Origin of the sequence: Paracraurococcus ruber, from assembly GCF_004353985.1 — a bacterium.
GTDB lineage: Bacteria > Pseudomonadota > Alphaproteobacteria > Acetobacterales > Acetobacteraceae > Paracraurococcus > Paracraurococcus ruber.
On sequence record NZ_SMOA01000001.1, the window covers coordinates 108,495 to 133,378 of the forward strand.

A 24,884-nucleotide genomic window follows, 5' to 3' on the forward strand; every position below is an offset into this window, starting at 1 on the left:
TCAGCGGCCGGCCTTGAAGCGGCTCCAGAGCCGCGTTCGCAGCCGCTCCGCCGCTTGCGGCAGCGTCGCCGGGACGAAGGCGCGGGACAGTGCCTCCTCCGGCGGATAGACATTCGCGTCGTCGCGCACCGCCTGCGCCACCAGCGGCCGGCTGGCCGGCACGGCATTGGGGTAGCGCACCTGGCTGGTGATGGCGGCCATGCTGTCCGGCTGCAGCAGGAAGTCGATGAAGGCCATGGCGGCCTCGGGGTTCGGCGCATCCGCCGGCACCGCCAGCATGTCGAACCAGAGATGCGCGCCGGTCTTCGGCGCGACATAGCCGATCTCGACGCCCCGCCCCGCCTCCCGCGCCCGCGCCGCCGCCTGGATGACGTCGCCGCTATAGGTCAGCGCGGCGCAGACCTCGCCGGTCGCCAGCATGTCCAGCAGGGCGCCGGACCCGGGGATGGCGCGCAGATGCGGCCGGATCGCCAGCAGCGCCTGCTCGGCGGCACGGGCATCGGTGGGGTCGGCGCTGTCGGGGTCGCGGCCCAGCCATTTCAGCACGGAAGGCAGCACATCGGTCGCGCTGTCCATCACCGCCAGGCCGCAGCGCGCCAGGCGCTGCGCATTCTCCGGCTTCAGCAGCAGGTCGAGGCCATCGAGCGGCGCGTCGGGCCAGAGCGCCCGCACCCGGTCCAGCCGGACGCCGAGCCCGACCGTGCCCCACAGGTAGATCGCGCCGTGGCGGTTGCCGGGGTCCACCTGCGCCACCCGCGCCATCAGCCGCGGGTCGAGGTTCTTCCAGTTCGGGATCCTGGCGAGGTCCAGCGGCCTGAGGGCACCCGCCTTCACCAGGCGGGCAAAGGTCGGCTCGCTGGTCGGGACGATGAGGTCGTAGCCGGACCGGCCCGCGGACAGTTTTCCTTCCAGCGTCTCCAGGCTGTCGTAGACGTCGTAGCGCACCCGGATGCCGGTCTGCTGCTGGAAGCGCTGGACGACATAGGGGTCGATATAGTCGGTCCAGTTGTAGACGTTCAGCACCGGCTGCGCGGTGGCAAGGCGCGCCAGCAGCACGGCGGGCAGCAGCAGGCACGCGAACAGGACCCCTCGGCGCATCGACACCCCGTCCCCCATGGTCGAAGCGGGGGAGGCTAGACCATTTCCCGCGCCGGCGTGAGCCGCCCGGAGCGTCGGGCCTGAACTAGGATCATTTTCCTTGACTGCGGGCGCAGGATGGGCTAGGACCGGGCTGCCGACGGCCGCATTGCGCCCGAGGCTCCCCCCGCACCATCCGCGCCCGCCCCCTTCGGTGTTCCCGTGCCGCGCCCCCGCGCCGCGCGGCGCATCGTCGCGACCGGCCGCCGCCGAGACGGAGAGACCCCCGTGCCCTTCAGCCCGGCCAACCTGAATGCCCTGATCCAGACCGGCTACTTCTCGCTCTGGCACTACCGCACCACCGACACGCGGGCGACCGCCAGCGCCGCCGGCTATTTCGCGCCGGTGGCCGCCAGCCTGAAGCCCGGCGACCTGATGATCCTGCAGGCGGCCGACGCCATGGCGCTGGTGCCGCTGCGCAGCAATGCCGTGCTCGGCACCGGCGTGACGCTGGATGGCGCGGTCACCCCGGTCAGCCTGCTGCGCAGCGTCGCCTTCGGGCTGCGCGCCAGCCAGGCGGCGTCGGCCATCGTCCGCACCCTGGTGCTGGCGCCGCTGGCGGCGGGCTTCCTGGTGGGCGGCAGCATCCCCGTCTCCGCCACGGTCACCGGCCCGGTCGCCCAGGTGGTGTTCAGCCTGCGCGACGCCACCGGCAGCGTCATCCCGCCGGCGCAGACCGTGGCCGTCACCGGCGGCACCGCCGCCGCCAGCTTCCCGGTGCCGCCGGTGGGCAGCGGCTACCGGATCCGGGTCGAGGACGCCTCCGACCCCTCCATCTCCGCCAGCACCCGCAGCTTCAGCGTCGCGCCCGGCCAAGGCCTGATCCTGCTGGAGACCGGCGACACGCTGGTGACCGAGGCCGGTGACCGCCTGAGCTTCTGACCGCCGCCCGCGTCCCCGCCCCCCTTCCCGCCATCCGCCCGCGCCCGGCCGGCCCCGCCGGCCGGCCGCGCGCGCGCCCATCCGGACCGGAGCCCGATGCCCGACGTAAGGATCAGCGAGTTGCCCGCCGCCGGCACGCCCGGCGATGCCGACCTCGCACCCCTGGTGCAGTCCAACGGCACATCCCTCGAAACCCGCCGCGCCACCGTGGCGCAGCTGCGCGGCGCCGTGCTGGCCGACCGCGCCGCGCATGTGCGCGACTATGGCGCCGTCGGCGACGGCACCACCGATGACGGCCCCGCCATCCAGGCGGCGGTGAACGACCTGAAGCTGAAGGGCGGCGGCACGCTGCAGTTCGGCCCGCGGGTGTACCGCATCGCCAGCCCCATCGTGGTGAACGGCGTCACCATCCGCTTCCAGGGCCAGGGCTTCACCGAGGGTCCGGCGCCCGGCCAGGGCACCTGGCTGCGCATCACCACCACCGGCTTCACGCCCTTCACCTTCACCGGCGTGCTCGCGCGCGGTTCGGCGGTCGCCGACATCGCGGTGCAGCAGTCCCACACCGCGTCGCAGGTCCCGGGCTGGGCACCCACCAACTACGACTACGTCTTCCGGGTGGAGGACTGCTTCGGCGGCGTCGACTTCGACAATGTCTATCTCTGCGCCGTCAACCGCGGCATCTACGCCCGCAACTCCGGCCGGGTGGATATCCGCCGGCTGCGCGGCCAAGTCTTCACCGTCGGCGTCGAGATCGACGAGTGCTACGACGTCCCGCGCCTGCACAACGTGCATTTCTGGACCTTCTGGACCAGCAACATCAACGTCATCCGCTGGCAGCAGGCGAATGGCGACACGATGATCTTCCGCCGCTGCGACGGCGTCTTCATCGACCAGGCCTTCGCCCTCGGCTACCGCAGCATGTTCCGCTTCGCCTCCTCGGCGGCCGGGTTCACCCAGAAATTCTACATCGGCCAGGCCTATACCGACTTCACGCTGTACGGCCTGCTGATCGAGGCGAACGGCACCGATGGCCAGGTCGCCAACCTGACGCATCACGGCGACACGCTTGACAACATCGGGCCGATCGCCGGCGGCATCGGCGTCTACATCAACGCCTCCAACACCCGGGTGCAGATCGCCAACCTGCGCATCGACTCGGTCGAGAATTCGCCCATCCGGGTGAACGGCTTCAACAACCGGCTCGACATCTTCGCGCTGCGCTGCGTGCGCTTCAACGTCAACAACAACGCCTCCCCGGCGCTGCTGCTGGGCAACAGCGGCGCGCAGGCGCCGAACGCGGTCTATCTCGGCAGCCCGCCATTGCTCGAGCAGTCGAACAACGCGCCGGTGGTGAACGCGGGCGGCAACGCCATCCTGGCGCTCGGCGCGCCGGCGGGTGTCGCGGCCCGGCCGGGCCTGTCGGTCGGCGCCACCAACAGCGGCCTGTTCCAGCCCGCCACCGGCGCCCTGGCGGCCGCGGCCGGCGGGGCGGAGGTGCTGCGCGCCACCTCGGCCGGCGCGGTGACGCTGGGCGCCGCGCCCGGCAGCCATGCGCTGGAAGTCGCGACGCCCGCCGCCGCCGCCAACCGCCTGCTGGTCAGCGGCGCCGGCACCGGCAGCGCGGTGACGCTGCAGGCCCAGGGGCTCGACACCAACATCGACCTGACAGTGACCGGCAAGGGCAGCGGCCTGCTGCGGACCGCCACGCCGGCGACGGCGGACAACTCCACCGCGGTCGCCACCACTGCCTGGGTGCGGCTGCAGGGCCTGGGCGGCGGCGGGGGCGCGGTCTCCAGCGTGGCCGGCCGCACCGGCGACGTGACGCTGAGCACGACGGATGTCGGCGGCTTCGCCACGGCGGCGTCGGCGGCGGCGCCGGTCCAATCTGTGGCCGGCCGCACCGGCACGGTGACGCTGACCACGGCGGATGTCGGCGGCTTCGCCACGGCGGCGGCGGCGGCGGCGCCGGTCCAATCTGTGGCTGGGCGGACCGGCACGGTGACGCTGACCACGACGGATGTCGGCGGCTTCGCCACGGCGGCGGCGGCGGCGGCGCCGGTGCAATCGGTGGCCGGGCGGACCGGCACGGTGACGCTCGCGGTCGCGGATGTCGCGGGGGCCGCGCCGCTTGCCTCCCCCGCCTTCACCGGCACGCCCACCGCGCCCACGGTGGCGCTGGCCGACACCAGCACCGCCATCGCCACCACCGCCTGGGTGCGCGGCCAGGGCTACGGCACGGGCGGCGCCGGCACGTTGCCGGCACCGGTGGTGCAGAGCGGGAAATGGCTGGTCCCGCCGGTCAGCGCCATCGCCACCGCGGCGGTTGCCGCGAACACGCTCTATCTCTCGCCCCTGCCGGTGTGGGAGGCGATGACGCTCGACCGCCTCGGCCTGCGGGTCTCCACCGGCGTGGCGGGGAACTGCAAGCTCGGCGCCTATCGCTGGGATGCGACGAACCAGCAATTCGCGCTGGTCGCCGGCAGCGAGACCGGCGTGGTGCTGACCAACACGGCGGCCGTCATCGTCGGCACGCCGGGCACCAGCATCGTCCTGACCCAGCCGACGCTGCTCTGGATCGCCAGCACCTTCGATGCCACGCCGACGGTGACGACCTGGAGCGCGGCCGCGGCGAATGGCGGCGGATTCCAGACCTTCATCGCGCAGGACGAAACCGCCGGGGCGCCGAATGCCAGCGTGCTCACCACGAATGGCGGCTTCGCGCGGCTGGCGCGCACCGCCGCGCTGACCTGGAGCGGCGGCGCGGTGACCCTGCCCGCGACCATCGCCGCCACCGACCTGACCCGCGCGGCCACCAGCCCCGGCTCGCCCATCGGCATCGCCCGCCGCGCCTGATCCGGCCCGTCCGCCCCATCGCCACGGAGACCCCCAATGGCCCTGCTCAAGCCGATCGAGATCCGCAACACCGGCCTTGTCGCCAGCTACTGGCGGCTGACCCATTGCCTGCTGGACCACCAGGCCGGCCTCGCCGAGTTCCGCCTGCATGGCTACCCCGACCGCGCGGCGCGGGACGCCGGGAAGCTGCCGCTGCCCGGCATCACCTACCGCGCGACCGCGGAGGCGCTCGGCCTGCTCGGCCTGCATCAGGTCGGCACCGCCACGCTCTATGCCGCGGCGCGGACCCTGCCGGCCGAGGACGGCACCGTCTGGTTCGCGGACGCGACCGACGCCTGACGCCGGCGCCCCACGCCCCCCGAGGCCGGCCCCTTCGCCCGGTCCTGCCGCCTGCCGCCCGCGCCGGTTCCGCGCCCGGTCCCCGGGTGCGTCGGCGCGGCCATCGGCCAGCCCCATCCCCATCGTTCCGAGGATAGCCGCATGCCCGACCTGACCGACTATGCCAAGAACCTGCTCGGCCGTGCCCTCTGCGCCCGGTCGCCCGCCCTGCCCAGCCAGGTCTTCCTCGGCCTCGGCACCGGCGGCAGCGACCCCACCGGCCTGACCGGCGAGCCGGCGGGCAACGGCTATGCCCGCCAGCGCGTCACCTTCACCGGCACCGGCACGCAGCAGAATACCGATGCGGTTCGCTTCACCTTCACCGCCGCCGCGGGCACGCTGACCCATGCCGGGTTGTTCGACGCCGCCAGTGGCGGCAACCCGCTCACCTGGGCGGCGCTGGCCGCGCCGGCGGCGGTGACCGGCGCCGGCACGGTGACGATCAACGCGGCCGCCCTGGTCGTCACGCCCACCTGACCCCTCCCGGCCCGCAGGGCAGGCGGCGCGGCCAGGCGAATGGCCGCGCCGCCTTGGGGCTGGACACCGTCCTGCCATGCGCCTATCGCGCGGGTTGCGGGTCACCCGCGACCCCATACCGCGTCTTGTATCCGGCCTCGCCACTCGGCTAGCCTCTCCGGCAAGCACGGGAGACCGCCTTGAACCCGTTCGACGCCGTCCGCTCGCCCGAAGCTCTTGCCACGGTGCCCGTCTGCGACCGCTGCGGCAGCCGCATCGCCGGGCTGTGCCAGCCGCTGGATTCGGCCGCGCTGGACGAGGTGTCGAGCGAATCGCAGCAGACCAGCCTCACCGCCCACAGCATGGTCTTCCGGGAAGGCGATCCCGCCGGCCGGATCTTCACGCTGGTCGAGGGTTTCGCGAAGCTCACCCGGCTGCTGCCCGACGGCAAGCAGCAGGTGGTCGGCTTCCGCTTCGCCGGCGACGTGATCGGCTATACCACCCTCCCGACCTACCCCTTCGATGCCGAGCTGCTGACCGACAGCCGGATCTGCCGGCTCGAACGCGGGCAGCTCGACGCGCTGCTGCGCCGCTACCCGGTGCTGGAGCGGCGGATGCTCGATCTCTGCGTGCAGGAACTGACGGCGACGCAGGAACAGCTGGTCACCGTCGGCCGCCGCTCGGCCGAAGCGCGGGTGGCCGCCTTCCTGCTCTCCCTGGTGGAGGCGAGCCGGCGCCGCGGCAAGCCCTGCACGGTGCTCGAGATGCCGATGACCCGGGCGGACATCGCCGATTTCCTCGGCCTGACGCTGGAGACGGTGAGCCGCAGCCTGACCGCCTTCCGCAAGCGCGGCTGGATCCGGGAGCCGGTGCACCACCGGGTCGAGATGGTGAACCTTCGCGCCGTCTCCGACCTGGCCGAAGGCCTGTCCTGAGGCCGGGATCCCGGCCCGCAGGCTGTCCCGCGCCATCCTGCCGGCGGCCGCGCCGCCGCTGCCGGTCGCGGCCCGGCGCCAGGAGTCATCATCCGGGATAACCATCGGGATTGCCCGCAGGGGGGAACCAGGGCCCCTGGCTCGGGCCTCGTCGCCTTCCGCGGCATCCCGGGCACGCTGCCGCATGCCCTGCCGCACGCTCGGGCTCCCGCAGCCGCCGTCCGACGACCGGGGCCGGCGGGCCGCAAGCCGCCGCCATCGCCTCGGGCCGCTGGCCGGCCAGGCCGGTGCGACAGTCCCCCTCGGCCGCGAACCGCCGCCAGGCGCCGACCACCCATTGCCGCGCCGCGCCCCGTCCCTCCCGGCTTCGCGTTCCCCTGCCGCGCGCGAGGCGCTAAAGGGGGCCGTCAACCGATAGGCTGCCCATGTCCGAGGCGATCCGCGAGGCCGTGCTGGACGCCGCCGCCACGCTGCGGCGACTGGCCGAGGACGCGGCGGCGCTTGCCGCGATCGGCGGCATCGTGGACCTCTGCGTCGAAGCCCTGTCGGCCGGCCGCAAGCTGCTGCTCTGCGGCAATGGCGGCAGCGCCGCCGATGCGCAGCACTGGGCGGCCGAACTCGTCTCCCGCTTCCATTACGACCGGCCGGGCCTGGCGGCGATCGCCCTGACCACCGACAGCTCCATCCTGACCGGCATCGGCAACGACTACGGCTACGACCGGGTCTTCGCCCGGCAGGTGGAGGCGCTGGGCGCGCCCGGCGACGTGCTCTTCGCCCTGTCGACCTCCGGCCGCTCCGACAATGTGCTGGCGGCGCTCCGGGCGGCGCGGGCGAAGGGGCTGGCCACGGTCGGCTTCACCGGCGCCGGCGGCGGGGAGATGCCGGCGCTCTGCGACATCCTGCTGCGCGCGCCCTCCGACGCCACGCCGCGGATCCAGGAGGCGCATGAGGTGGCGGGCCACATCATCTGCGCCATGGTCGAGCGGCGGATGTTCCCGCCTTCCGCCTGACCCCGGCGCGCCCGCCATGGCTCCCGCCGCCCTCTTCCTCGACCGCGACGGCATCGTCAACGAGGACCGCGGCTACGTCCATCGGCGGGAGGACGTGGCCTGGGTGCCCGGCATCTTCGACCTCGCCGCCGCGGCCACGCGGCAGGACCTGCGGCTCGTCGTCGTCACCAACCAGTCCGGCATCGGCCGCGGCCTCTACACGGAAGCCGAGTTCCACATGCTGATGGCGTGGATGGCGGCGGAATTCGCCGCCCGCGGCACGCCGCTCGCCCGCATCGAATTCTGCCCGGACCACCCGACCGAGGGCATCGGCCGCTACCGGCGCGAGAGCGACCGGCGCAAGCCCGGGCCGGGCATGATCCACGATGCCGCCGCCGCGCTCGGCCTGGACCTCGCCGGCTCCCTCCTCATCGGCGATTCGCCGCGCGATGTGGAGGCGGGGCACCGTGCCGGGGTCGGCACCAACCTGCTGGTCAGCGCCGCGGCGAAGGGACCGCTGCCGCCGGGGACGCTGGTGCTGCCATCGGTCCGCGCCGCGGCGGCCTGGCTGGCCGGGCGACGCTGATCGGACTCTCCAGCCAGGGCGCCCAGGGTGGTGGCATGCGCGGCGTTTCGGCCAGGCGGCCCTGCGCATCCTCCAGGCTGAAATTTGGATTGTAGAAGGGGTCGCGCGTCAGCGCCGCGCCCCAGCGCCGTTCCATGGTGGCGATCTCGGCGGCGAAGCGCCGCGCCTGGTCCGGCCGCAAATCCGACCCGCGGGACGCGCTTTCCAGATGGTAGAGCTCGGCGAAGGGGGTCCAGAGGATCCGGTAGCCGGCCTGCCGGATGCGCAGGCAGAGATCGACATCGTTGAAGGCGACGGCGAGATGCGCCGCATCGAGCCCGCCTACCTCCTGGTACACCGCCGCGCGCAGCGCCAGGCAGGCGCCGGTGACGGCCGCGACTTCCCGCACCAGGGCGAGGGAGCCGGCATGGCCGGCATCCTCGCGCTCGGCCAGCAGCCGGTAGTGGTTGGCGACGCCGCCGGCGCCCAGCACCACGCCGCCATGCTGCAGCCTGCCATCGGCATAGAGAAGGCGCGCGCCGACCGCCCCCACCCCCGGCCGCATCGCCTGGCTGGCCATCTCCCGCAGCCAGCCCGGCTCGATCACCTCGACGTCGTTGTTGAGCAGCAGCAGGATCTCGCCCCGCGCCTCGGCCGCCGCCTGGTTGTTCAGGGCGGAATAGTTGAAGGGCCCGGGCGCGGCGATGATGCGGACGCGCGCGTCCTGCCGCAGGCGGTCGAACAGCGCCAGGGTCTCCGGCTCCTCGCTGCCGTTGTCGACCACCAGGAATTCCAGCGCCGGATAGTCGGTGCGCTGCAGCACCCCCTCGGCGCAGGCGGCCAGCAGCGCCGCCCGGTCGCGCGTCGGCACGATGACGGAGACGAGCGGCGCCGGGTCCGGCAGCGGCCGCACCACCCGTGTCCAGGCAGGGGCCAGCGGCGCCGGCTCCAGCCGCGCGGCGACGCCTTGTGCCGCCAGGGCATCCGCCGTGGCCCGCCGCCCGGCGGCGACGCATCGGGCCAGCTGCGCCTCGGAGAAGCTCCGCCGTCCGCCTGCCTGGCGCCAGTGATAGAGAATGGCCGGGATGTGCCGGATGCGGCGGGGGCCGGCGGCCGCGGCGGCGCGCAGCGCCAGGTCGTGGTCCTGGCTGCCCTCCAGCCCCTCCCGCAGGCCGCCGATCGCCGCGATCAGGTCGCGGCGAAAGACGCCGAGATGGCTGACCAGGTTCTGTCCCAGCAGCAGGTCGGGGTCGAAATCCGGCTTGAAATAGGGGCCGAAGCGACGGCCGGCGGCATCCAGCTTGTCCTCGTCGGAATAGATCAGGGCGCAGTCCGGATGCGCCTCGATCTCCGCCGCCACCCGGTACAGGGCATGCTCCGGCAGCAGGTCGTCATGGTCCATCAGGGCGACATAGTCGCCGCGGGCCAGCGCCAGAGCGCTGTTGGTGGCGGCGGCGATGTGGCCGTTGCTCTCCCGCCGCACCCAGCGGATGCGGGGGTCGGCGGCGGCGGCTTCGGCCAGGACCCGGGCGACCTGCGGTCCGGGAGAGGCGTCGTCGGCCACGCACAGCTCCCAGCGCGGCCAGAGCTGCGCCCGCACCGAGGCGATGGCGGCGCGCAGCAGCGGTTCCGGCGTGTCATGGGCCGGCATGACCACGGAGATCAGCGGCCGGCGCGGCATGGCGCGGATATGCCGGGCGATCGCCGCCCGGTCGGCGTCGGTCAGCGTGTCGCAGCGGGCGACCCAGGCGGCATAGGCGCGCGGGTCGTCGGGATCGGCGCCGCCGGTCGCGGGCGAGCCGAGCAGGCGGCGGCCGAGGCCACCGAGGCGGAGGCGGAGGGGGAGCCATTCGGCCGGCAGCGCGGACCACAGGCCGCGCCAGGCGCGCCTGAGCAGGGGGCGGGGAGACACCATCCGCGACTTCCTGCGGCAGCGGGCGGGTTCCGTGGGGTCACGGCCGGTTCACCGCGCGGTGTCCTGTCGGCCAAACCGTTGATGGAAAAGGATTTCATTTCGGAGGGATCACGCGCTGTTGCAGGGACCCGGCGATCCCCGGGGGCGGGTGTCGCGGCGGACCCCGCCATGCTAAGCGCCGGCCGCACCGGTACAGGGCCGCCGCCCGGGCCGGCCCTTCCCCATGCAGGGTGCCTGAATGACCAGCCCGTGCGGTCCCGCATGACCGCGCCGTCCCCCGAACCCTACCGCCTGACCGAGCTGACTTCCGAGCGCCCCGGGGTCCGCCGCGCCCTGCATGGCTACAGCACCGCCGGCACCTGGCGCCGCCTGGCCTGGCGGGTGGGACAGGTGCTGCTGGAGGTGGCCGGCGCCCTGCCGCGCGACGCGCTGCGCCAGCGCCGTGGCGCTCCGCCGCTGATCCGGCTGGCGGAGGGCGCGGATCCGCGGCCGGGCGCCGCCGCCGTCGCCCTCTATGTCCACTACTCCGGCAGCGGTCAGGTGTCGGAGATGGTTCGCCGCCAGCTTGAGGCCTTGGCCGAGGCCGGCTTCGCTGTGGTCTTCGTCACCATGGCGCCGACGGTGCCGGAGCCGGACTGGCAGGCGGCGCGGCGGCACTGCGCCCTGGTGGTGCAGCGGCGGAACTTCGCCCGCGACTTCGGCGCCTGGCAGGATCTGGCGGGGGAGGCGCGGCGGCGCTGGCCCGGCGCCACCGAATGGCTGCTGGCGAATGACAGCGTGCTCGGACCCATCCTCCCCTTCGGCCCGGTCCTGGCGGCGCTGCGGGCCGGCGGGGCAGGGCTGTTCGGCCTGACCGAGAGCATCCAGGGCGGGCCGCATCTGCAGAGCTACTTCCTGCTGGCCCGCGGCGCCGCGGCCGTGGCGGATCTGCAGGAGTTTCTGCTCGGCATGCGGATGAGCCATTCCAAATGGCTGGTGGTGAACCGCGGGGAGCTGCGGCTGGCCCGCTGGATGCGGGACCGGGGCCACCGCGTCGCGGCGCTGTTCGGCTATCGCCGGCTGGTCGAGGCGACGCTGGCCGACCCGGCGGAGCGGGCGGCGCTGGCCGCGATGCACCCGGCGCTGGCGGGGCTCGAGGCGCTGTCGCCGGCGGCGCGGGAGGCGCTGCTGCTGACCCAGCCGCTGAACCCGACGCATCATTTCTGGCTGGCGCAGCGGCGCCGGCTGGGCTTCCCCTTCTTGAAGACCGAGCTGATCCGCCGCAATCCCGGCCGGCTGCCGGGCATCGCTGGCTGGCGCGACCTGGTGCCGCCCGACGCCCCGTGCCCGGTGCCGGTGATCGAGGCGCATCTCGCCACCCTGTAGCGGATGCGGCGGGGCGCGACCGACCGGCGGCGTGACGCTGCTCAGCGCAGGACATCGGGGCCGATCGCGGGACCGCCGAGGAGGCCGGAAACCGGCAGCCGCGCCGCACAGAACGACAGGGCCCGTGGCGGGAGCGGCGGACGGCGCCGAGCCACCGAGCGCCCGGCATCGGGGCGGGGCGCGGGAGGGGCGTGCGCCCGTCGGCACGAGCCCGCCATGCGCGCCCTGGCGTCGGGCGGCCGCGGCCGCTCACCGGAACGCGCAGGCCGCGCTGGTCCCGCTCGACCGCGACATGGCTGGACAAGACTCGTGGCAGACTGCATGAAAATTCCGGAAGTATTGCGGGTCCGCGATCGACTGCCGGCCATGGGTCCGGATGGGTCGGGCGCGCCACGCCAGGAAGCCGCATGACGCTCGACTGCCTTGCCGCGCCGGATGCGGCCACCTTGCCACTGCACTGCGTTGCGCCGGCCGACCTGGCCGCGCTGCGGGCGCGGCTGGCACCGGAAGCGGCCGGGTTCCTCGACGCCTCCGGCTTCGCCGCCCGGGCCCAGGACCTGCGGCTGCTGCCCGGCGGCACCGGCATCGCCGGCGCGGTGCTCGGCCTGGGGGAGGGCGAGGTGACGCCCTGGGCCTTCGGGGGGCTGTCGCAGGCGCTGCCGTCGGGCAGCGCCTGGCACCTGGCGGATCCCGCGCCGGGGCCGGAGGCAGCGCTGGGCTGGTGCCTGGGCGCCTATCGCTACAGCCGCTTCAAGGCGCCGGGCCGGGCGCCGGCGCAGCTGCGGCCGCCCGCGGGCGCCGGCCGTGCCCTGCAGGCCGCGGAAGCGGCCTGGCGGGTTCGGGACCTCATCAATGCCCCAGCCAACCACCTGGGCCCGGCCGAGCTGGCGCAGGCGGTGCAGGACCTGGCCACCATGCATGGCGCCCGCTGCCGCATCCTCGACGGCGTCGCCTTGCAGGAAGGCTTCCCGGCGCTGGCCGCGGTGGGGCAGGCCAGCATTCGGGCGCCGCGCGTCGCCATGTTGGAATGGGGTGCGCCGGGGGCGCCGCTGGTCGCGCTCTGCGGCAAGGGTGTCTGCTTCGATTCCGGCGGGCTGGACCTGAAGCCGGCCAGCGGCATGCTGCGCATGAAGAAGGACATGGGCGGCGCCGCCATCCTGCTGGGCGTGGCGGAGATGGTGATGCGGGCCGGCCTGCCCGTGCGCCTGCTGCTGCTGGTCGGCGCGGTGGAGAATGCGGTCGCCGGCAACGCCTTCCGGCCCGGCGACGTGCTGCGGACGCGCGCCGGTCTGACGGTGGAGGTGGGGAACACCGATGCCGAAGGCAGGCTGGTCCTGGCCGATCTCCTGGCCTTCGCCGCGGAACACGACCCGGCGCTGATCCTGGACGCGGCGACCCTGACGGGGGCGGCGCGGACGGCGCTGGGGCCGGACCTGCCGGCCCTGTTCACGCCGCAGGATTCACTGGCGGCAACGCTGCTGGAGGCCGGCGAACAAGGCCATGATCCGGTCTGGCGGCTGCCGTTACACGCCGGATACGATGCCTGGCTCGATAGTGCGGTTGCCGATATAAACAATGTGTCAACTCGAACCATGGCAGGTGCGATCATAGGCGGTTTGTTCTTGCGCCGGTTTGTACCCACAGGTACCGCTTGGGCTCACATGGATGTTTACGCCTGGAACGATGGTTCCCGGCCCGGGCGTCCTGAGGGCGGTGAGGCGCAGGGCATGCGCGCCATCTTCGGCGCCATCGAGAATATGTTCGGTGGCAGACCGGGGCCGGGCCGGTAACGATAATGAGATGCCGGGGAAACTTTTCGGCGCGCGCGGCTCTCACTAGTGCGGGATTGATGGTCCCGCCTGTAGTGCCTGCGACACTGATTGTGCCGGGCGGGGGTAAGGGTCCCGCACCAGCAAGAACGGAAGCCCCGAGCGGGCGAGGGGATTGAAGCCATGGCGGTACAGAGCAACCCCGACCAGTTGGTCGGCATCCTGCGCGACACGGTGGTCGCGCTGGTACGGCGCGACGGGCCGGACCTGTCGGCGCGCCAGCTTGGCGTGTTCCTGACGGTGTACCTGACGGATGGGCCCCACACGGTGCGGGGCTTGGCGGCGGAGCTGAACGTGTCGAAGCCGGCGATCACCCGGGCGCTGGATCGCCTGGGGGAACTGGATCTGGCCCGCCGCAAGGTGGACCCGATGGATCGCCGCAGCGTCATCGTGCAGCGCACGCTGAAGGGCACGGCCTTCCTGCGTGACATGCGGCAGATCATGTCGGAGGCGGAGACGCATCTGCGCGACATGCCGGCCACCGGCGAGACAGCGGGCAACGACCCGGCGCGGGAAACCCGCCGGGCCGGCTGAGCGCGACGCAGCCCCGCCCGCGGCGCGGGCGGGCGTGCCTGCGCGTGCCCGGCCTGTCGGCCGGTCCTGCGCGCCACGGCGCGGCGGCTTGGCCGACAGAAGTGCCTGACGAAGACGGTCGCGGAAGATGCTGGCCCGCGCCGCGATGTCCCGGCCCGGTCAGTAGCCGGCGGCGAAATCCACCAAGTTGATCAGCGGCCGTCCGTCACGGACACGGCGGATATTCTCCACCACCTGCGGTGCCGCGCTGCGCGGGATGGTGATGCTGGCCGCATGCGGCGTCAGGAACACCTTCGGATGTCCCCAGAAGGGATGGTCCTGCGGCAGCGGCTCCGGCTCGAACACGTCGAGCGCCGCGCCGGCGACCTGCCCGGACTCCAGCGCCGCCAGCAGGTCCGGCTGCGCCACATGCCCACCCCGGGCGCCGTTGACCAGGAAGGCGCCGCGCGGCAGCAGGGCGAGCGTGCGGGCGTTCAGCACCCCGCGGGTGTCCGGCGTCAGCGGCAGCAGGCAGACCAGGATATCGGTCCGCGCCAGCATCGCATCCAGGCCGTCCGGCCCGTGGAAGCCCTGCACGCCCCCGATGGATTTCGGGCGGCGCGACCAGCCCATGACGGGAAAGCCGAGCCCGAGCAGCGCGCGGGCCGACGCGGTCCCGAGTTCGCCGAGGCCCAGGATGCCGATGCGCCGGCCTTCCGTCTCCGGCGCCGGCAATTCGTCCCAGATGCGGGCGGCCTGCTGGGCGCGGTACTCCGGGTCCTGCCGGTGGAAGCGCAGGACGTTCAGCAGGACCCATTCGGTCATGCCGGTGGTCAGGCGCCGGTCCACCAGCCGCGCCACCGGCACGCCCGGCGGCGGCCCGGGCGGGCGCAGCAGGTGGTCCACCCCGGCCCCCATGGACACCAGCAGCTTCAGGTTCGGGTAGCGCCGCAGCTCCGCCATGTCGTGCTGGGTCCAGCAGACCGCGGCCTCGATCGCCGCGGGATCGCCGGCATCGGGAAAGAGGCGGATGTCGAGGCCCGGCTCGACCTCCAGCAGCGCATCGCGCCAGTCCGCCATCGTGCCGGCCTTGGTCGAGAGGAGGATCGCCATCACTGCTCCTGCATCATGTGGCCGGCCGGAAGCGTCTCCAGCGTCAGCGGAAGGTCGCGCACCCAGGCGCGCCAGTCATTGCGGCGGGTCGCGGCGCGCTCCTCGCCATCCGGCAGCTTGGCATAGAGGCTGAGCACGCCGCGCGACCACCAGAAGTCGAATTGCGGCTCAGAGGACAGGACCAGCGCCGCGGTGCGGTCGAAGACACCGTCCTTCACCCGGGGCAGGTGCTTCGCCAGCCACCACCAGCAGCCCACCGCGAGGATGGCGGCGCCGAGATAGAAATGCACCAGCGCCGTCGCCCCGAAGGATCCGACGAGGATGGCGCCGGCCGGCAGCACATTCTCCATGGCGCGGTACACGGGCGTGCCGGGGCTGTTCATCTTGCGGATATGGACGCCGAGCTTGACCTGGTCGCGGTCCAGCAGCTCCCTCAGCCTCTCGAGTTCGGTCACGTCGCCTGCGCCCCCGCATCGGCGCGGAGGTCAAACGCCGCAGCCATGAGGGCACGGGTATAGGGTTGTTGCGGGGCGGCTGTCAGCGCCTCCGCCTCGCCTTCCTCCACCACCTGGCCGTCCTTCAGCACGATGATGCGGTGGGCCAGCGCCCGCACCACCCGCAGGTCGTGGCTGATGAACAGGTAGGCCAGGCGATGCTTCGCCTGCAGGCCGCGCAGCAATTCCACCACCTGGGCCTGCACCGAGACGTCGAGCGCGCTGGTCGGCTCGTCCAGCACCACCAGCCGCGGCTTCAGGACCAGGGCGCGGGCGATGGCGATGCGCTGGCGCTGGCCGCCGCTGAACTCGTGCGGGTAGCGCTCGGCCATGGCGGGGTCGAGCCCGACCTCGGCCAGGGCGTCCGCCACCGCCTGATCGCGCTGCGCCCGCGTCAGGCCGGGCTCATGCACCTCAAGCCCCTCGCCGACGATCTCCCCGGCGGAAAGGCGGGGCGAGAGCGAGCCATAGGGGTCCTGGAAGACGATCTGCATGCGCCGGCGCAGCGGCCGCAGCGCGGCGCGCGACAGCGGCTGGATGTCCCGCCCCTCGAACAGGACCTGCCCCTGGCTGGATTCGAGCCGCAGCAGGGCGAGGCCGAGCGTGGTCTTGCCGCTGCCGGATTCGCCGACGAGGCCAACCGTCTCGCCTTCCCGCAGGGTCAGGCTGACGCCGTCCACCGCCTTCACATGGCCCACCGTGCGGCGCAGGACGCCGCGGCGGATGGGGAAGTGGACCTTGACCCGTTCGGCCTGGATGACCTGCGCCGCGCCGGCGGGGACCGGGGCGGGGCGGCCGCGCGGCTCGGTCGCCAGCAGCATGCGGGTGTAGGGGTGCTTCGGGTCGGCGAAGACGGCGGCGGTCGCGCCCTGCTCCACCGCCGCGCCATCCTTCATCACCACCACCCGGTCGGCATGGCGGCGGACGATCTGCAGGTCATGCGTGATCAGCAGCATGGCCATGGAGAGCCGGCGCTTCAGGTCGCCCAGCAGGTCGAGGATCTGCGCCTGGATGGTGACGTCGAGCGCGGTGGTCGGTTCGTCGGCGATCAGCAGCTTCGGGTCGTTGGCCAGCGCCGCGGCGATCATCACCCGCTGGCGCTGCCCGCCCGACAACTGGTGCGGATAGGCGTTGAGCCGCGCCTCGGCATTCGGCAGCCCGGCGCGGTGCAGCAGGTGCAGCACGCGGTCCCGCAGCGCGCCGGCGGGCATGGGGCGATGCAGCGTCAATGCCTCCCCCACCTGCCGGATGATGGTGTGCAGCGGGTTCAGCGAGGTCATGGGCTCCTGGAACACCATGCCCGCCACGCCGCCGCGCAGCCGGCGCAACTCGGCGTCGGTGGCGTCCAGCACCTCCACCCCGTCCAGCCGGATCCGGCCTGCCGGGTTGTGCCCGGCCCCTGGCAGCAGCCGCAGGCAGGACAGGGCGGTGACGCTCTTGCCCGACCCGCTCTCCCCCACCAGCGCCACCGTCTCCCCCGGCATGACGCGGAAGCCGACGCCCTGGACGACGCGGCGGCCGCCGAAGGCGACGGAAAGGTCCTCGACCTCTAGCAACGGGGCGGTCATGCGCGACCCCCGCTGGCCGGCGCGGCCGGGGCCCGGCGCGGTTCGGCAGCCGGGCGGCTCATCGCCCGCCCCCCGGCAGCTTGCGCGGGTCGAAGGCATCGCGCACCGCCTCGCCGACGAAGATCAGCAGCGTCAGCACGCCGCCCAGGACGACGAAGCCGGTGAAGGCAAGCCAGGGCGCCTGCAGGTTGTTCTTGCCCTGCGACAGCAACTCGCCGAGCGAGGGCGAGCCCGGCGGCAGGCCGAAGCCGAGGAAGTCGAGGGAGGCGAGGACGGTGACCGAGCCCGACAGGATGAAGGGCAGGAAGGTCAGCGTCGCCACCATGGCGTTCGGCAGGATGTGCCGCGCCATGAGGCGCGTGTCGGAGACGCCGAGCGCCCGCGCGGCGCGGACGTAGTCGAGATTCCGCCCGCGCAGGAATTCCGCCCGCACCACGCCGATCAGCCCCATCCAGGAGAACAGCAGCAGGAAGCCCAGCAGGGTCCAGAACCCCGGTTCGATGATGCTGGCCAGGATGATCAGCAGGAACAATTGCGGCATGCCCGACCAGATCTCGATGAAGCGCTGGAAGAGCAGGTCGGTCAGCCCGCCATAGAAGCCCTGCACCGCGCCGGCGGCGATGCCGATGGCGGATGAGAGGAGGGTGAGCGTGAAGCCGAACAGGACGGAGATGCGGAAGCCGTAGATCACCCGCGCCAGCACGTCGCGCGCCTGGTCGTCGGTGCCCAGCCAGTTGCGGGCCGAGGGCGGGGAGGGTGCCGGCCGGTCCAGCCCCTTCACCACCGTGTTGTAGGCATAGGGAATGGGGGGCCAGAGGATCCAGCCCTTCTGCGCCACCTCCTCCACCAGGGCCGGGTCGTGCCAGTCGGCCTCGGTCGGCAGGCCGTCCTCGAGGATGTCGCTCTCGGCATAGTCCACCAATACCGGCACGTACCAGCGGCCGTTCACCTGCGCGACCAGGGGGCGGTCATTGGCGATGAACTCGGCGAAGAGCGTCACGAGGAACAGCGCCAGGAAGATCCACAGCGACCAGTACCCGCGGCGATTGGCGCGGAAATTCGCCAGGCGGCGGCGGGTGAGGGGGGAGAGGGTCATCGGGGGTGGCCTGCAGGGGGACGCTGTCCCCCTGCACCCCCCGCCGGGGTCCGGGGGGCCGCCCGGCCTCCGGGAGGGAGGGTGCAGGGAGGGCGGAGCCCTTTCTGCGGCAACCCGCGACCCCTCACCCTCACCGCCGCGCCTCGAAGTCGATCCGCGGGTCGACCAGCGTGTAGGTAAAGTCGCCGACGATCTGCATGACCAGGCCGAGCAGGGTGAAGATGTAGAGCGTGCCGAACATCACGGGGTAGTCGCGCCGGATCGCCGATTCGAAGCCCAGCAGGCCGAGCCCGTCGAGCGAGAAGATGATCTCCACCAGCAGCGCCCCGGTGAACAGGATGCCGATGAAGGCGCTGGGGAAGCCGGCGATGATCAGCAGCATGGCGTTGCGGAACACATGGCCATACAGCACGCGCGTCTCGGTCGCGCCCTTGGCCCGCGCGGTCACCGTGTACTGCTTGTGGATCTCGTCGAGGAAGGAGTTCTTGGTCAGCATGGTCAGGGTGGCGAAGCCGCCGATGACCAGCGCGATGGTGGGCAGCACCATGTGCCAGGCATAGTCCAGCGCCCGGTCCCAGAAGGGGGCCGCTTCCATCCCGGGGGAGAGCAGGCCGCGCAACGGGAACCACTGCAGGAAGCTGCCGCCGGCGAAGACCACCACCAGCATGACGGCGAAGAGGAAGCCGGGAATGGCATAGCCCACCAGCACCACGGCGCTGGTCCAGAGGTCGAAGCGCGAGCCGTCCCGCACCGCCTTGCGGATGCCGAGCGGGATGGAGACGAGGTAGATGATCAGCGTGGACCAGAGGCCGAGGGAGATGGAGACCGGCATCTTCTCGACGATCAGCTCCACCACCGGCTTGTCGCGGAAGAGGCTGCGGCCGAGGTCGAAGCGGGCATAGCCGGCCAGCATCTCCCCCAGGCGGGTGTACCAGGGCTTGTCGAAGCCGAAGGCGCGCTCGATCTCGGCCACCACGGCGGGGTCCAGGCCGCGGGCGCCGCGGTAGCGGCTGCCTTCGCCGCCGGTGTTCTGCGGCGCCCTTGTCTCGCCCTGCTCGCCCGAGAGGCGCCCGAGCGTGCTGCCGCCCTCGCCCTTCAGCTCGGCCAGCATCTGCTCCACCGGGCCGCCGGGGGCGAATTGCACCACGGCGAAATTGATGAGGATGATGCCGAGCAGCGTCGGCACCACCAGCGCCAGGCGACGGAGGAGATAGGCGCCCACGCTACCGGCGCCCGATGTGGTCGATCGGTCGCCCGACGATCACCAGGCCAGGGCCCGCCTGCGGGCAGGCAGGGATCATGGCCTGGTGGGCTGCGCCGGCTGCTGCGCCTCGCGCTTCGCCTGTTCCACGGCGCCGACGCGGTCCGGCACCACCCACCAGCTGTCGAGCGCCAGGGCGTATTTCGGGTTGCGGGCCGGCCGGCCCAGCTTGTCCCAGTAGGCCACCCGGAAGGTGCGGCTGTGCCAGTTGGGGATCAGGTAGTCGTTCCAAAGAAGCACGCGGTCCAACGCCCGGGTGCGGGCCACCAGCTCCTCCCGGTCCGGCGCGGCGATCACCATCTCGACCAGCTCGTCCACCACCGGGTCGCAGATGCCGGCGATGTTCTGGCTGCCCTGCTCCTGCGCCTTGGCGCAGGTGAAGTAGTCGCGTTGCTCGTTGCCGGGCGACAGGCTCTGGCCGATGACATCCACCGTCACGTCGTAGTCGAAGGCGTCCAGCCGCACCTGGTACTGCGCCGGGTCCACCGTGCGCACCCGCGGCTCCATCCCCAGGCGCTGCAGCGTCTGCACATAGGGCAGGGCTATGCGCTCGAAGCTCGGGCCGTTCAGCAGGATCTCGAAGGCGAAGCCCTCGCCCTTCGCATTCACCAGCTTGCGGTCGCGGACCGTCCAGCCGGCCTGGCGCAGCAGGTCCAGCCCGCGGCGCAGCCCTTCGCGGTTGTTGCCGCTGCCGTCGGTGACCGGCAGCTTGTATTCCTCGGCGAACAGCCGGTCCGGCACCTTGCCGCGGTACTTCTGCAGGATCTCCAGCTCCCGCCCCTGCGGCACGCCGCCCGACGCCAGTTCCGAGTTGGAGAAGTAGGAGGTGGTGCGCGCGTAGCTGCCGTAGAACAGGTTGGCGTTCATCCATTCGAAGTCGAAGACCTCGATCAGCGCGCGGCGCACCCGCGCATCCTGGAACAGCGGCCGGCGCAGGTTCATGGCGAAGCCCTGCATCCCGGTCGGCAACTCGTGGCGGATCTCGTCGCGCTTCACCAGGCCGCGGCGGACGGCGGGGAAGTCGTAGGCGGTGGCCCAGTCCTTCGCCACGTTCTCCGTGCGGAAGTCGATCTGCCCGGCCTTGAATGCTTCCAGCGCCACCGTGTTGTCGCGGAAATACTCGTAGCGCATGGTGTCGAAATTGGCCGTGCCCTTCGCCGTCGGCAGGTCGCGCGCCCAATATCCATCCACCCGGCGATAGACCAGGCTGCGCCCGGCCTCGAATCGCTCGATCCGGTAGGGGCCGGACCCCAGCGGGATGTCGAGCATCGGCCGGGTGAAGTCCCGCGTTTCCCAGAAATGCTTCGGCAGCACCGGCATCTGGCCGAGGATGAGGGCGAGTTCGCGGTTCTCGTTCGTCTTGAAGCGGAAGACCACGCGGCGGGCGCCTTCCGCCGTCACGCTCGCCACATCGCCCCAATAGGCACGGTAGAAGGGGCGGCCGCTGCTGCGCAGCGTGTTGAAGGTCCAGACCACGTCCTCGGCCGAGACCGGCCGGCCGTCATGCCACTTCGCCTCGGGCCGGATCTCGAAGGTCACGCCCAGGCGGTCGGGCGGCACCTCGATCATCCCGGCCAGGTGGCAGTATTCCGTGCTGGCCTCGTCCGCGCTTTCCTTCAGCAGCGTGTCGTAGAGATTGCCCATGCCGACCGCCGGCGTGCCGCGCAGGATGTACTGGTTGAAGCTGTCGAAGCTGCCCAGCGCGGTCAGCGCGATCTCGCCGCCCTTCGGGGCATTCGGGTTCACCCAGGGCCAGTGCTGGAAATCCGCCGGCAGCGCCGGCTCCCCCAGCAGGGACAGCGCATGGGTGCGGATGGTGCCGTCCGGCCCGGGCTGGCCGGCGGCGGTTGCCGCCCCGGCCTGGCGTGCCGGCAGCAGGGCGGGAAGGGCGAAGCCCAGGGACGCGGTGCTGGCGATGAGGGCGCGGCGGTTCATGGCGGGGAAGGATGGGGGTTCGGCCCCGTCGCGGCAACCGCCGGCGGGGGCGGATCGCTCGCCCGCCGGTCCGCCGCCGCTGTCGGGCGGCGCGGCGGGGGTCCGCGGGGGGGGGGGCGACGCCCCCGGCGCCTCAGCCCTGCAGCAGGCCCACCGCCTCTCCCAGCAGAGCCGGGTCGCCCACCGCCAGGACCCGTCCATCGCTCTCCAGCGTCAGGGGCTCGCCCGCCCAGCCCGTCATCCGGCCGCCGGCGCCCTCCACCACCGGCACCAGCGCTGCCCAGTCCCAGGGCTTCATGGTGCATTCCGCCACCACATCCACCAGCCCGAGGGCCAGCAGCCCATAGGCGTAGCAGTCGCCGCCCCAGGTCACGCGCCGCGCCGCGCCGCGCAGCCGCTCGAAGCCCGGGCGGTCCGCCGGCTCGAACATGTCGGGGCTGGTGCAGGACAGCTCGGCTTCGGCCAGCCGGGCGCAGGGCCGGCAGCCCGGCGCGCCGCCGAGCGGGGAGCGGAAGCGCGTCTTCTCCCCCGCCACGCCGATCCAGCGTTCCCCGATGCCGGGCTGGTCGATCAGGCCCAGCACCGGCCGGCCGCGATGCAGCAGGCTGATCAGCGTGCCGAACAGCGGCCGTCCGGTGACGAAGGCGCGGGTACCGTCGATCGGGTCGAGCACCCAGAGCCATTCGGCCTCCGCCCGCTCCGGCCCGAATTCCTCGCCCCAGATCCCGTGGTCCGGGAAGCGTTCCCGCACTAGGGCGCGGATGGCCAGTTCGGCGTTGCGGTCGGCTTCGGTCACCGGGCTGGCATCGCCCTTCGCCTCCACCAGCAGGGCGGAGCGGAAGAGCGGCCGGATCACCCGCCCGGCGGCCTCGGCCGCGTCCTCCGCCGCCTGGATGAAGGCCTGGTCGATGCTGCTCATGCCCGCTGCCTCGCTGCTCCGCCCGCCCTGCCCCGGTGCGGGCAGCCCCGGGCGTGCGGGCGGCGCCCCTTTGCACCGCCGGGTGAGGCCGCTTAGAAGCCGCCGACCATCCTGTCCATGGCGGGCCGCATGACCGATATGATCGCCTTCCAGGGCCTGCCCGGGGCCTATTCCGACCTGGCCTGCCGTGCCGCCTATCCGGGCTGGCGGACCCTGCCCTGCCCTAGCTTCGAGGCGGCGATGGACGCCGTCCGCGCCGGCCAGGCGCGCCTCGCCATGCTGCCCTGCGAGAACTCCCTGGCCGGCCGGGTGCCCGACATCCATCGCCTGCTGCCGGAAAGCGGCCTTTCGGTCGTCGGCGAGCATTTCGAGCGGGTGGAGCACTGCCTGCTGGCGCCCAAGGGCGCCACCCTGGCCACCCTCCGCCGCGCCCATAGCCATCCGGTCGCGCTCGGCCAGGTGCGGAACATCCTGAAGGAACTCGGCCTTGCGGCGGTGATCGAGGCCGACACCGCCGGTGCCGCGGCGCTGATCGCCGAGCGGGGCGGGGTGGAGGACGCCGCCATCGCCAGCGCCCTGGCGGCCGAGACCTATGGGCTTGAGATCCTCCGCCGCAACGTCGAGGATGCGGCGCACAACACCACGCGCTTCTATGTCTGCGCCCTGGACCCGGCTTGGCCGCCGGCCGCGACGCCGGATTGCGTGACCACTTTCGTCTTCCGCGTCCGCAACATCCCGGCCGCGCTCTACAAGGCGCTGGGCGGCTTCGCCACCAACGGCGTGAACATGACCAAGCTGGAAAGCTACATGCTGGATGGCGAGTTCACCGCCACCCAGTTCCTGGCCGATGTGGATGGCCACCCGCACCACCCGCCGGTGCAGCGGGCGCTGGAGGAGCTGGCCTATTTCTCGCGCGAGCTGAAGGTGCTGGGCACCTACCGCGCGCATCGCCACCGGCTGGACCACGCCGGGCGGTAGGCTGGGGCGCGGCGCGCGGACGGGCTTTCCCTGCCGTCACCGCCGCTATCCCGCGACCCTCTCCATCGCCGTGATGGGGATGGGCTTCACCGGTGGCTGGCCGCGCAGCCGGCCGACCTCCGCCACCGTGCACCCCAGGGCGGCGGCCAGCACCTCCGCCCCCGCCGGGCCGCAGACGCGACCCTGGCAGCGGCCCATGCCGACGCGGCTATAGGCCTTGGCGCGGTTCACCTCCGGCGCCGGCACCAGGGCGCTTTCCTCCGCCGCGGCCGCGCGCAACTCGCCGGCGGTGATCGCCTCGCAGCGGCAAAGGATGGTGTCGTCCGCCAGCCCGGCGGCGAGGGCGGAGGGGAAGGGGAAGGCGCGGTCCAGCGCGGCGCGGAAGCGGGCCTGCCGCCGCAGCGCCCGGTCGAGATGCGTGACCAGCGCCGCATCCACGCCCTGCCCGGCATCCTCCAGCAGCGCCAGCGCGGCCCGGGCGCCGGCGATTTCCGCCACTTCGGCCCCGGCGATCCCGGCGCCGTCGCCCGCCAGGTAGATCCCCGGCACCGGCGCGCGCCCCGCCGCGTCGCGCCGCGGCACCCAGTTGTGCTGCAGCGCGTCGAAGTCGAAGGGCAGCCCGGCCAGGTCGGCCAGCTGCGCTTCCGGCTTCAGGCCCCAGCCCATCGCCACCGCGTCGCATTGCGTGGCCCGATCCCGCCCGGCCGAGTCACGCCAGCGCAGCCCGGTCACGCCATCCGCATCGCCCTCGATCGCCAGCGGCACGATCCCTTCCGTGACCGGCAGCCGGCGGGCGCGCAGCCACGCGGTGTAGTACAGCCCCGTGGCCAGCGTGGCGGGCGCATGCCACAGGCCCGGCGCGGCGGCGAGCTTGCCGGCGAAGCGCGTGGTGTCCAGCACCGCCGCAACCTCCACCCCCGCCCTGGCATACTGGTAGGCCGCCAGCCAGAGCAGCGGCCCGGTGCCGAGGAAGGCGACGCGCCGGCCGATGGCGCAGCCCTGCGCCTTCAGCGCGATCTGCGCCGCGCCCAAGGTCGCCGCCCCCGGCCGCGTCCAGCCCGGCAGCGGGATGACGCGGTCCATCGCGCCGGTGCAGAGCAGCAGCGCGTCGTAGCCGATTTCCTGCTGCGCCCCGTCCTGCATGGCGTAGAGCCGCCGTGCCTGCGGCCGGATGTGCCAGGCCAGCGTTCCCGGCCGCCAATCCGTGCGGGGCGCCAGGGCATCGAATGTCGCATGCAGCGCCGCGGCGCGAGTCGCCTCGAACCCGTACAGCGCGCGGGCGTCGCGGCGGAAGCCGGCGGGCGGGCGCTGGTAGATGCGGCCGCCGCCATCCGCCGCTTCGTCCAGCCAGGTGGGCGACAACCCGGAGCGCACCAGCTGCTCCACCGCCCGCACGCCGGCCGGGCCGGCGCCGACCACCACGACCTTCATCCGCGCCGCACCTCCATGCCGGGCGCCAGCAGCGTGCCGCAGGCGCGGCGGCGGCCCAGGCCTTCCACAGTCACCCAGCAGTCCTGGCAGGCGCCCATGAGGCAGAAGCCGGCGCGGTTGCCGTCGCCGAACTCGCTGCGCCGCAGCCAGCCGCCGCCGGCGGCGAGGATGGCGGTCAGCAGCGTGTCGCCCTGGCGCGCCGTCATCTCCGCCCCATCCAGGCGGAAGCGGATCTCCGGCCGGTCCTGGTCCAGCAGGCGGTGCAGCCTCAC

At 73.0% G+C, this 24,884-nt stretch carries 22 protein-coding genes; 11 read left to right on the forward strand and 11 right to left on the reverse strand.

Annotated features, from left to right (window positions below):
* Entirely contained in the window at positions 1-1,098 is a 1,098-nt protein-coding gene (locus E2C05_RS00455; protein ID WP_240046498.1) for an extracellular solute-binding protein, read from the reverse strand.
* 267 nt (positions 1,099-1,365) lie between these two features.
* Here E2C05_RS00455 and E2C05_RS00460 point away from each other — a divergent pair, with 267 nt between their 5' ends.
* The 7 genes from E2C05_RS00460 (at position 1,366) to E2C05_RS00490 (ending at position 8,216) form a co-directional block, all read left to right on the forward strand.
* Complete coding sequence (locus E2C05_RS00460; RefSeq protein WP_133217611.1) at positions 1,366-2,019, forward strand: hypothetical protein; 654 nt, start codon at positions 1,366-1,368, stop codon at positions 2,017-2,019.
* Positions 2,020-2,115: 96 nt separating this feature from the next.
* Positions 2,116-4,872 (forward strand): glycosyl hydrolase family 28-related protein, encoded by a 2,757-nt coding sequence (locus E2C05_RS00465; protein ID WP_133217613.1) that lies wholly within the window; start codon positions 2,116-2,118, stop codon positions 4,870-4,872.
* 36 nt (positions 4,873-4,908) lie between these two features.
* Complete coding sequence (locus tag E2C05_RS00470; RefSeq protein WP_133217614.1) at positions 4,909-5,211, forward strand: hypothetical protein; 303 nt, start codon at positions 4,909-4,911, stop codon at positions 5,209-5,211.
* Between the two features lie 141 nt (positions 5,212-5,352).
* A complete protein-coding gene (locus E2C05_RS00475) occupies positions 5,353-5,727 on the forward strand; it encodes a phage tail fiber protein (protein WP_133217615.1) in 375 nt (124 codons plus the stop codon).
* Positions 5,728-5,906: 179 nt separating this feature from the next.
* Positions 5,907-6,641 (forward strand): Crp/Fnr family transcriptional regulator, encoded by a 735-nt coding sequence (locus tag E2C05_RS00480; protein WP_133217616.1) that lies wholly within the window; start codon positions 5,907-5,909, stop codon positions 6,639-6,641.
* Between the two features lie 425 nt (positions 6,642-7,066).
* Positions 7,067-7,651: a D-sedoheptulose 7-phosphate isomerase gene (locus E2C05_RS00485; protein WP_133217618.1), complete on the forward strand. Its 585-nt coding sequence runs from the start codon at positions 7,067-7,069 to the stop codon at positions 7,649-7,651.
* A 16-nt stretch (positions 7,652-7,667) separates the two neighbouring features.
* The gene (locus E2C05_RS00490) at positions 7,668-8,216 is read left to right on the forward strand and encodes a D-glycero-alpha-D-manno-heptose-1,7-bisphosphate 7-phosphatase (protein WP_133217619.1); all 549 of its coding nucleotides are present in this window, start codon (positions 7,668-7,670) and stop codon (positions 8,214-8,216) included.
* On the opposite strand, the gene E2C05_RS00495 is transcribed toward E2C05_RS00490, so the two are convergent.
* Entirely contained in the window at positions 8,125-10,110 is a 1,986-nt protein-coding gene (locus E2C05_RS00495; RefSeq protein ID WP_133217620.1) for a glycosyltransferase family 2 protein, read from the reverse strand. The two genes, E2C05_RS00490 and E2C05_RS00495, sit on opposite strands and share 92 nt — an antisense overlap.
* A gap of 261 nt (positions 10,111-10,371) precedes the next feature.
* Here E2C05_RS00495 and E2C05_RS00500 point away from each other — a divergent pair, with 261 nt between their 5' ends.
* The 3 genes from E2C05_RS00500 to E2C05_RS00510 all read left to right on the forward strand — a co-directional run bounded on the left by E2C05_RS00500 (position 10,372) and on the right by E2C05_RS00510 (position 13,838).
* Positions 10,372-11,475 carry a hypothetical protein gene (locus E2C05_RS00500; protein WP_133217621.1) on the forward strand — a complete coding sequence of 368 codons (1,104 nt, stop codon included), beginning with the start codon at positions 10,372-10,374 and terminating at the stop codon, positions 11,473-11,475.
* Positions 11,476-11,882: 407 nt separating this feature from the next.
* Positions 11,883-13,265, forward strand: coding sequence for a leucyl aminopeptidase family protein (locus E2C05_RS00505; protein WP_133217622.1), 1,383 nt, complete (start codon positions 11,883-11,885; stop codon positions 13,263-13,265).
* A 162-nt stretch (positions 13,266-13,427) separates the two neighbouring features.
* Positions 13,428-13,838 carry a MarR family transcriptional regulator gene (locus E2C05_RS00510; protein WP_133217623.1) on the forward strand — a complete coding sequence of 137 codons (411 nt, stop codon included), beginning with the start codon at positions 13,428-13,430 and terminating at the stop codon, positions 13,836-13,838.
* A gap of 159 nt (positions 13,839-13,997) precedes the next feature.
* Here the strand turns inward: E2C05_RS00510 and E2C05_RS00515 are convergent, their stop codons facing one another.
* From E2C05_RS00515 to E2C05_RS00545, 7 genes are all read right to left on the reverse strand, one after another.
* Positions 13,998-14,930, reverse strand: coding sequence for a 2-hydroxyacid dehydrogenase (locus E2C05_RS00515; protein WP_133217624.1), 933 nt, complete (start codon positions 14,928-14,930; stop codon positions 13,998-14,000).
* Positions 14,930-15,385 carry a hypothetical protein gene (locus tag E2C05_RS00520; protein ID WP_133217626.1) on the reverse strand — a complete coding sequence of 152 codons (456 nt, stop codon included), beginning with the start codon at positions 15,383-15,385 and terminating at the stop codon, positions 14,930-14,932. Before E2C05_RS00520 ends, E2C05_RS00515 begins: the two co-directional genes overlap by 1 nt.
* Positions 15,382-16,992, reverse strand: a complete 1,611-nt coding sequence (locus tag E2C05_RS00525; RefSeq protein ID WP_133217627.1) for an ABC transporter ATP-binding protein — start codon at positions 16,990-16,992, stop codon at positions 15,382-15,384. Before E2C05_RS00525 ends, E2C05_RS00520 begins: the two co-directional genes overlap by 4 nt.
* Positions 16,993-17,050: 58 nt before the next feature.
* On the reverse strand, positions 17,051-18,088 hold the full coding sequence (locus E2C05_RS00530; protein ID WP_133217628.1) for an ABC transporter permease: 1,038 nt from the start codon (positions 18,086-18,088) through the stop codon (positions 17,051-17,053).
* 130 nt (positions 18,089-18,218) lie between these two features.
* A complete protein-coding gene (locus tag E2C05_RS00535) occupies positions 18,219-19,310 on the reverse strand; it encodes a microcin C ABC transporter permease YejB (RefSeq protein ID WP_133217629.1) in 1,092 nt (363 codons plus the stop codon).
* Positions 19,311-19,385: 75 nt separating this feature from the next.
* Positions 19,386-21,284: an extracellular solute-binding protein gene (locus E2C05_RS00540; RefSeq protein WP_133217630.1), complete on the reverse strand. Its 1,899-nt coding sequence runs from the start codon at positions 21,282-21,284 to the stop codon at positions 19,386-19,388.
* 133 nt (positions 21,285-21,417) lie between these two features.
* Positions 21,418-22,203, reverse strand: a complete 786-nt coding sequence (locus E2C05_RS00545) for an inositol monophosphatase family protein (protein ID WP_133217631.1) — start codon at positions 22,201-22,203, stop codon at positions 21,418-21,420.
* Positions 22,204-22,332: 129 nt separating this feature from the next.
* On the opposite strand from E2C05_RS00545, the gene E2C05_RS00550 reads away from it, so the two are divergent.
* Positions 22,333-23,181, forward strand: coding sequence for a prephenate dehydratase (locus tag E2C05_RS00550; protein WP_133217633.1), 849 nt, complete (start codon positions 22,333-22,335; stop codon positions 23,179-23,181).
* A 45-nt stretch (positions 23,182-23,226) separates the two neighbouring features.
* Here E2C05_RS00550 and E2C05_RS00555 read toward each other — a convergent pair whose 3' ends face one another.
* Both E2C05_RS00555 and E2C05_RS00560 read right to left on the reverse strand, forming a co-directional pair.
* Entirely contained in the window at positions 23,227-24,612 is a 1,386-nt protein-coding gene (locus tag E2C05_RS00555; RefSeq protein ID WP_133217635.1) for an FAD/NAD(P)-dependent oxidoreductase, read from the reverse strand.
* A complete protein-coding gene (locus E2C05_RS00560; protein ID WP_133217636.1) occupies positions 24,609-24,884 on the reverse strand; it encodes a (2Fe-2S)-binding protein in 276 nt (91 codons plus the stop codon). The genes E2C05_RS00555 and E2C05_RS00560 overlap by 4 nt, the downstream gene beginning before the upstream one ends.

Bases quoted from the DNA above. Each gene is read 5' to 3' on its own strand.
- E2C05_RS00500 (WP_133217621.1), top strand. From the start codon at position 10,372: ATGACCGCGCCGTCCCCCGAACCCTACCGCCTGACCGAGCTGACTTCC.
- E2C05_RS00530 (WP_133217628.1), bottom strand. From the start codon at position 18,088: ATGACCCTCTCCCCCCTCACCCGCCGCCGCCTGGCGAATTTCCGCGCC.
- E2C05_RS00470 (WP_133217614.1), top strand. From the start codon at position 4,909: ATGGCCCTGCTCAAGCCGATCGAGATCCGCAACACCGGCCTTGTCGCC.
- E2C05_RS00475 (WP_133217615.1), top strand. From the start codon at position 5,353: ATGCCCGACCTGACCGACTATGCCAAGAACCTGCTCGGCCGTGCCCTC.
- E2C05_RS00455 (WP_240046498.1), bottom strand. From the start codon at position 1,098: ATGCGCCGAGGGGTCCTGTTCGCGTGCCTGCTGCTGCCCGCCGTGCTG.
- E2C05_RS00505 (WP_133217622.1), top strand. From the start codon at position 11,883: ATGACGCTCGACTGCCTTGCCGCGCCGGATGCGGCCACCTTGCCACTG.
- E2C05_RS00540 (WP_133217630.1), bottom strand. From the start codon at position 21,284: ATGAACCGCCGCGCCCTCATCGCCAGCACCGCGTCCCTGGGCTTCGCC.
- E2C05_RS00485 (WP_133217618.1), top strand. From the start codon at position 7,067: ATGTCCGAGGCGATCCGCGAGGCCGTGCTGGACGCCGCCGCCACGCTG.
- E2C05_RS00495 (WP_133217620.1), bottom strand. From the start codon at position 10,110: ATGGTGTCTCCCCGCCCCCTGCTCAGGCGCGCCTGGCGCGGCCTGTGG.
- E2C05_RS00525 (WP_133217627.1), bottom strand. From the start codon at position 16,992: ATGACCGCCCCGTTGCTAGAGGTCGAGGACCTTTCCGTCGCCTTCGGC.
- E2C05_RS00515 (WP_133217624.1), bottom strand. From the start codon at position 14,930: ATGGCGATCCTCCTCTCGACCAAGGCCGGCACGATGGCGGACTGGCGC.
- E2C05_RS00545 (WP_133217631.1), bottom strand. From the start codon at position 22,203: ATGAGCAGCATCGACCAGGCCTTCATCCAGGCGGCGGAGGACGCGGCC.
- E2C05_RS00550 (WP_133217633.1), top strand. From the start codon at position 22,333: ATGACCGATATGATCGCCTTCCAGGGCCTGCCCGGGGCCTATTCCGAC.
- E2C05_RS00555 (WP_133217635.1), bottom strand. From the start codon at position 24,612: ATGAAGGTCGTGGTGGTCGGCGCCGGCCCGGCCGGCGTGCGGGCGGTG.
- E2C05_RS00510 (WP_133217623.1), top strand. From the start codon at position 13,428: ATGGCGGTACAGAGCAACCCCGACCAGTTGGTCGGCATCCTGCGCGAC.
- E2C05_RS00465 (WP_133217613.1), top strand. From the start codon at position 2,116: ATGCCCGACGTAAGGATCAGCGAGTTGCCCGCCGCCGGCACGCCCGGC.
- E2C05_RS00490 (WP_133217619.1), top strand. From the start codon at position 7,668: ATGGCTCCCGCCGCCCTCTTCCTCGACCGCGACGGCATCGTCAACGAG.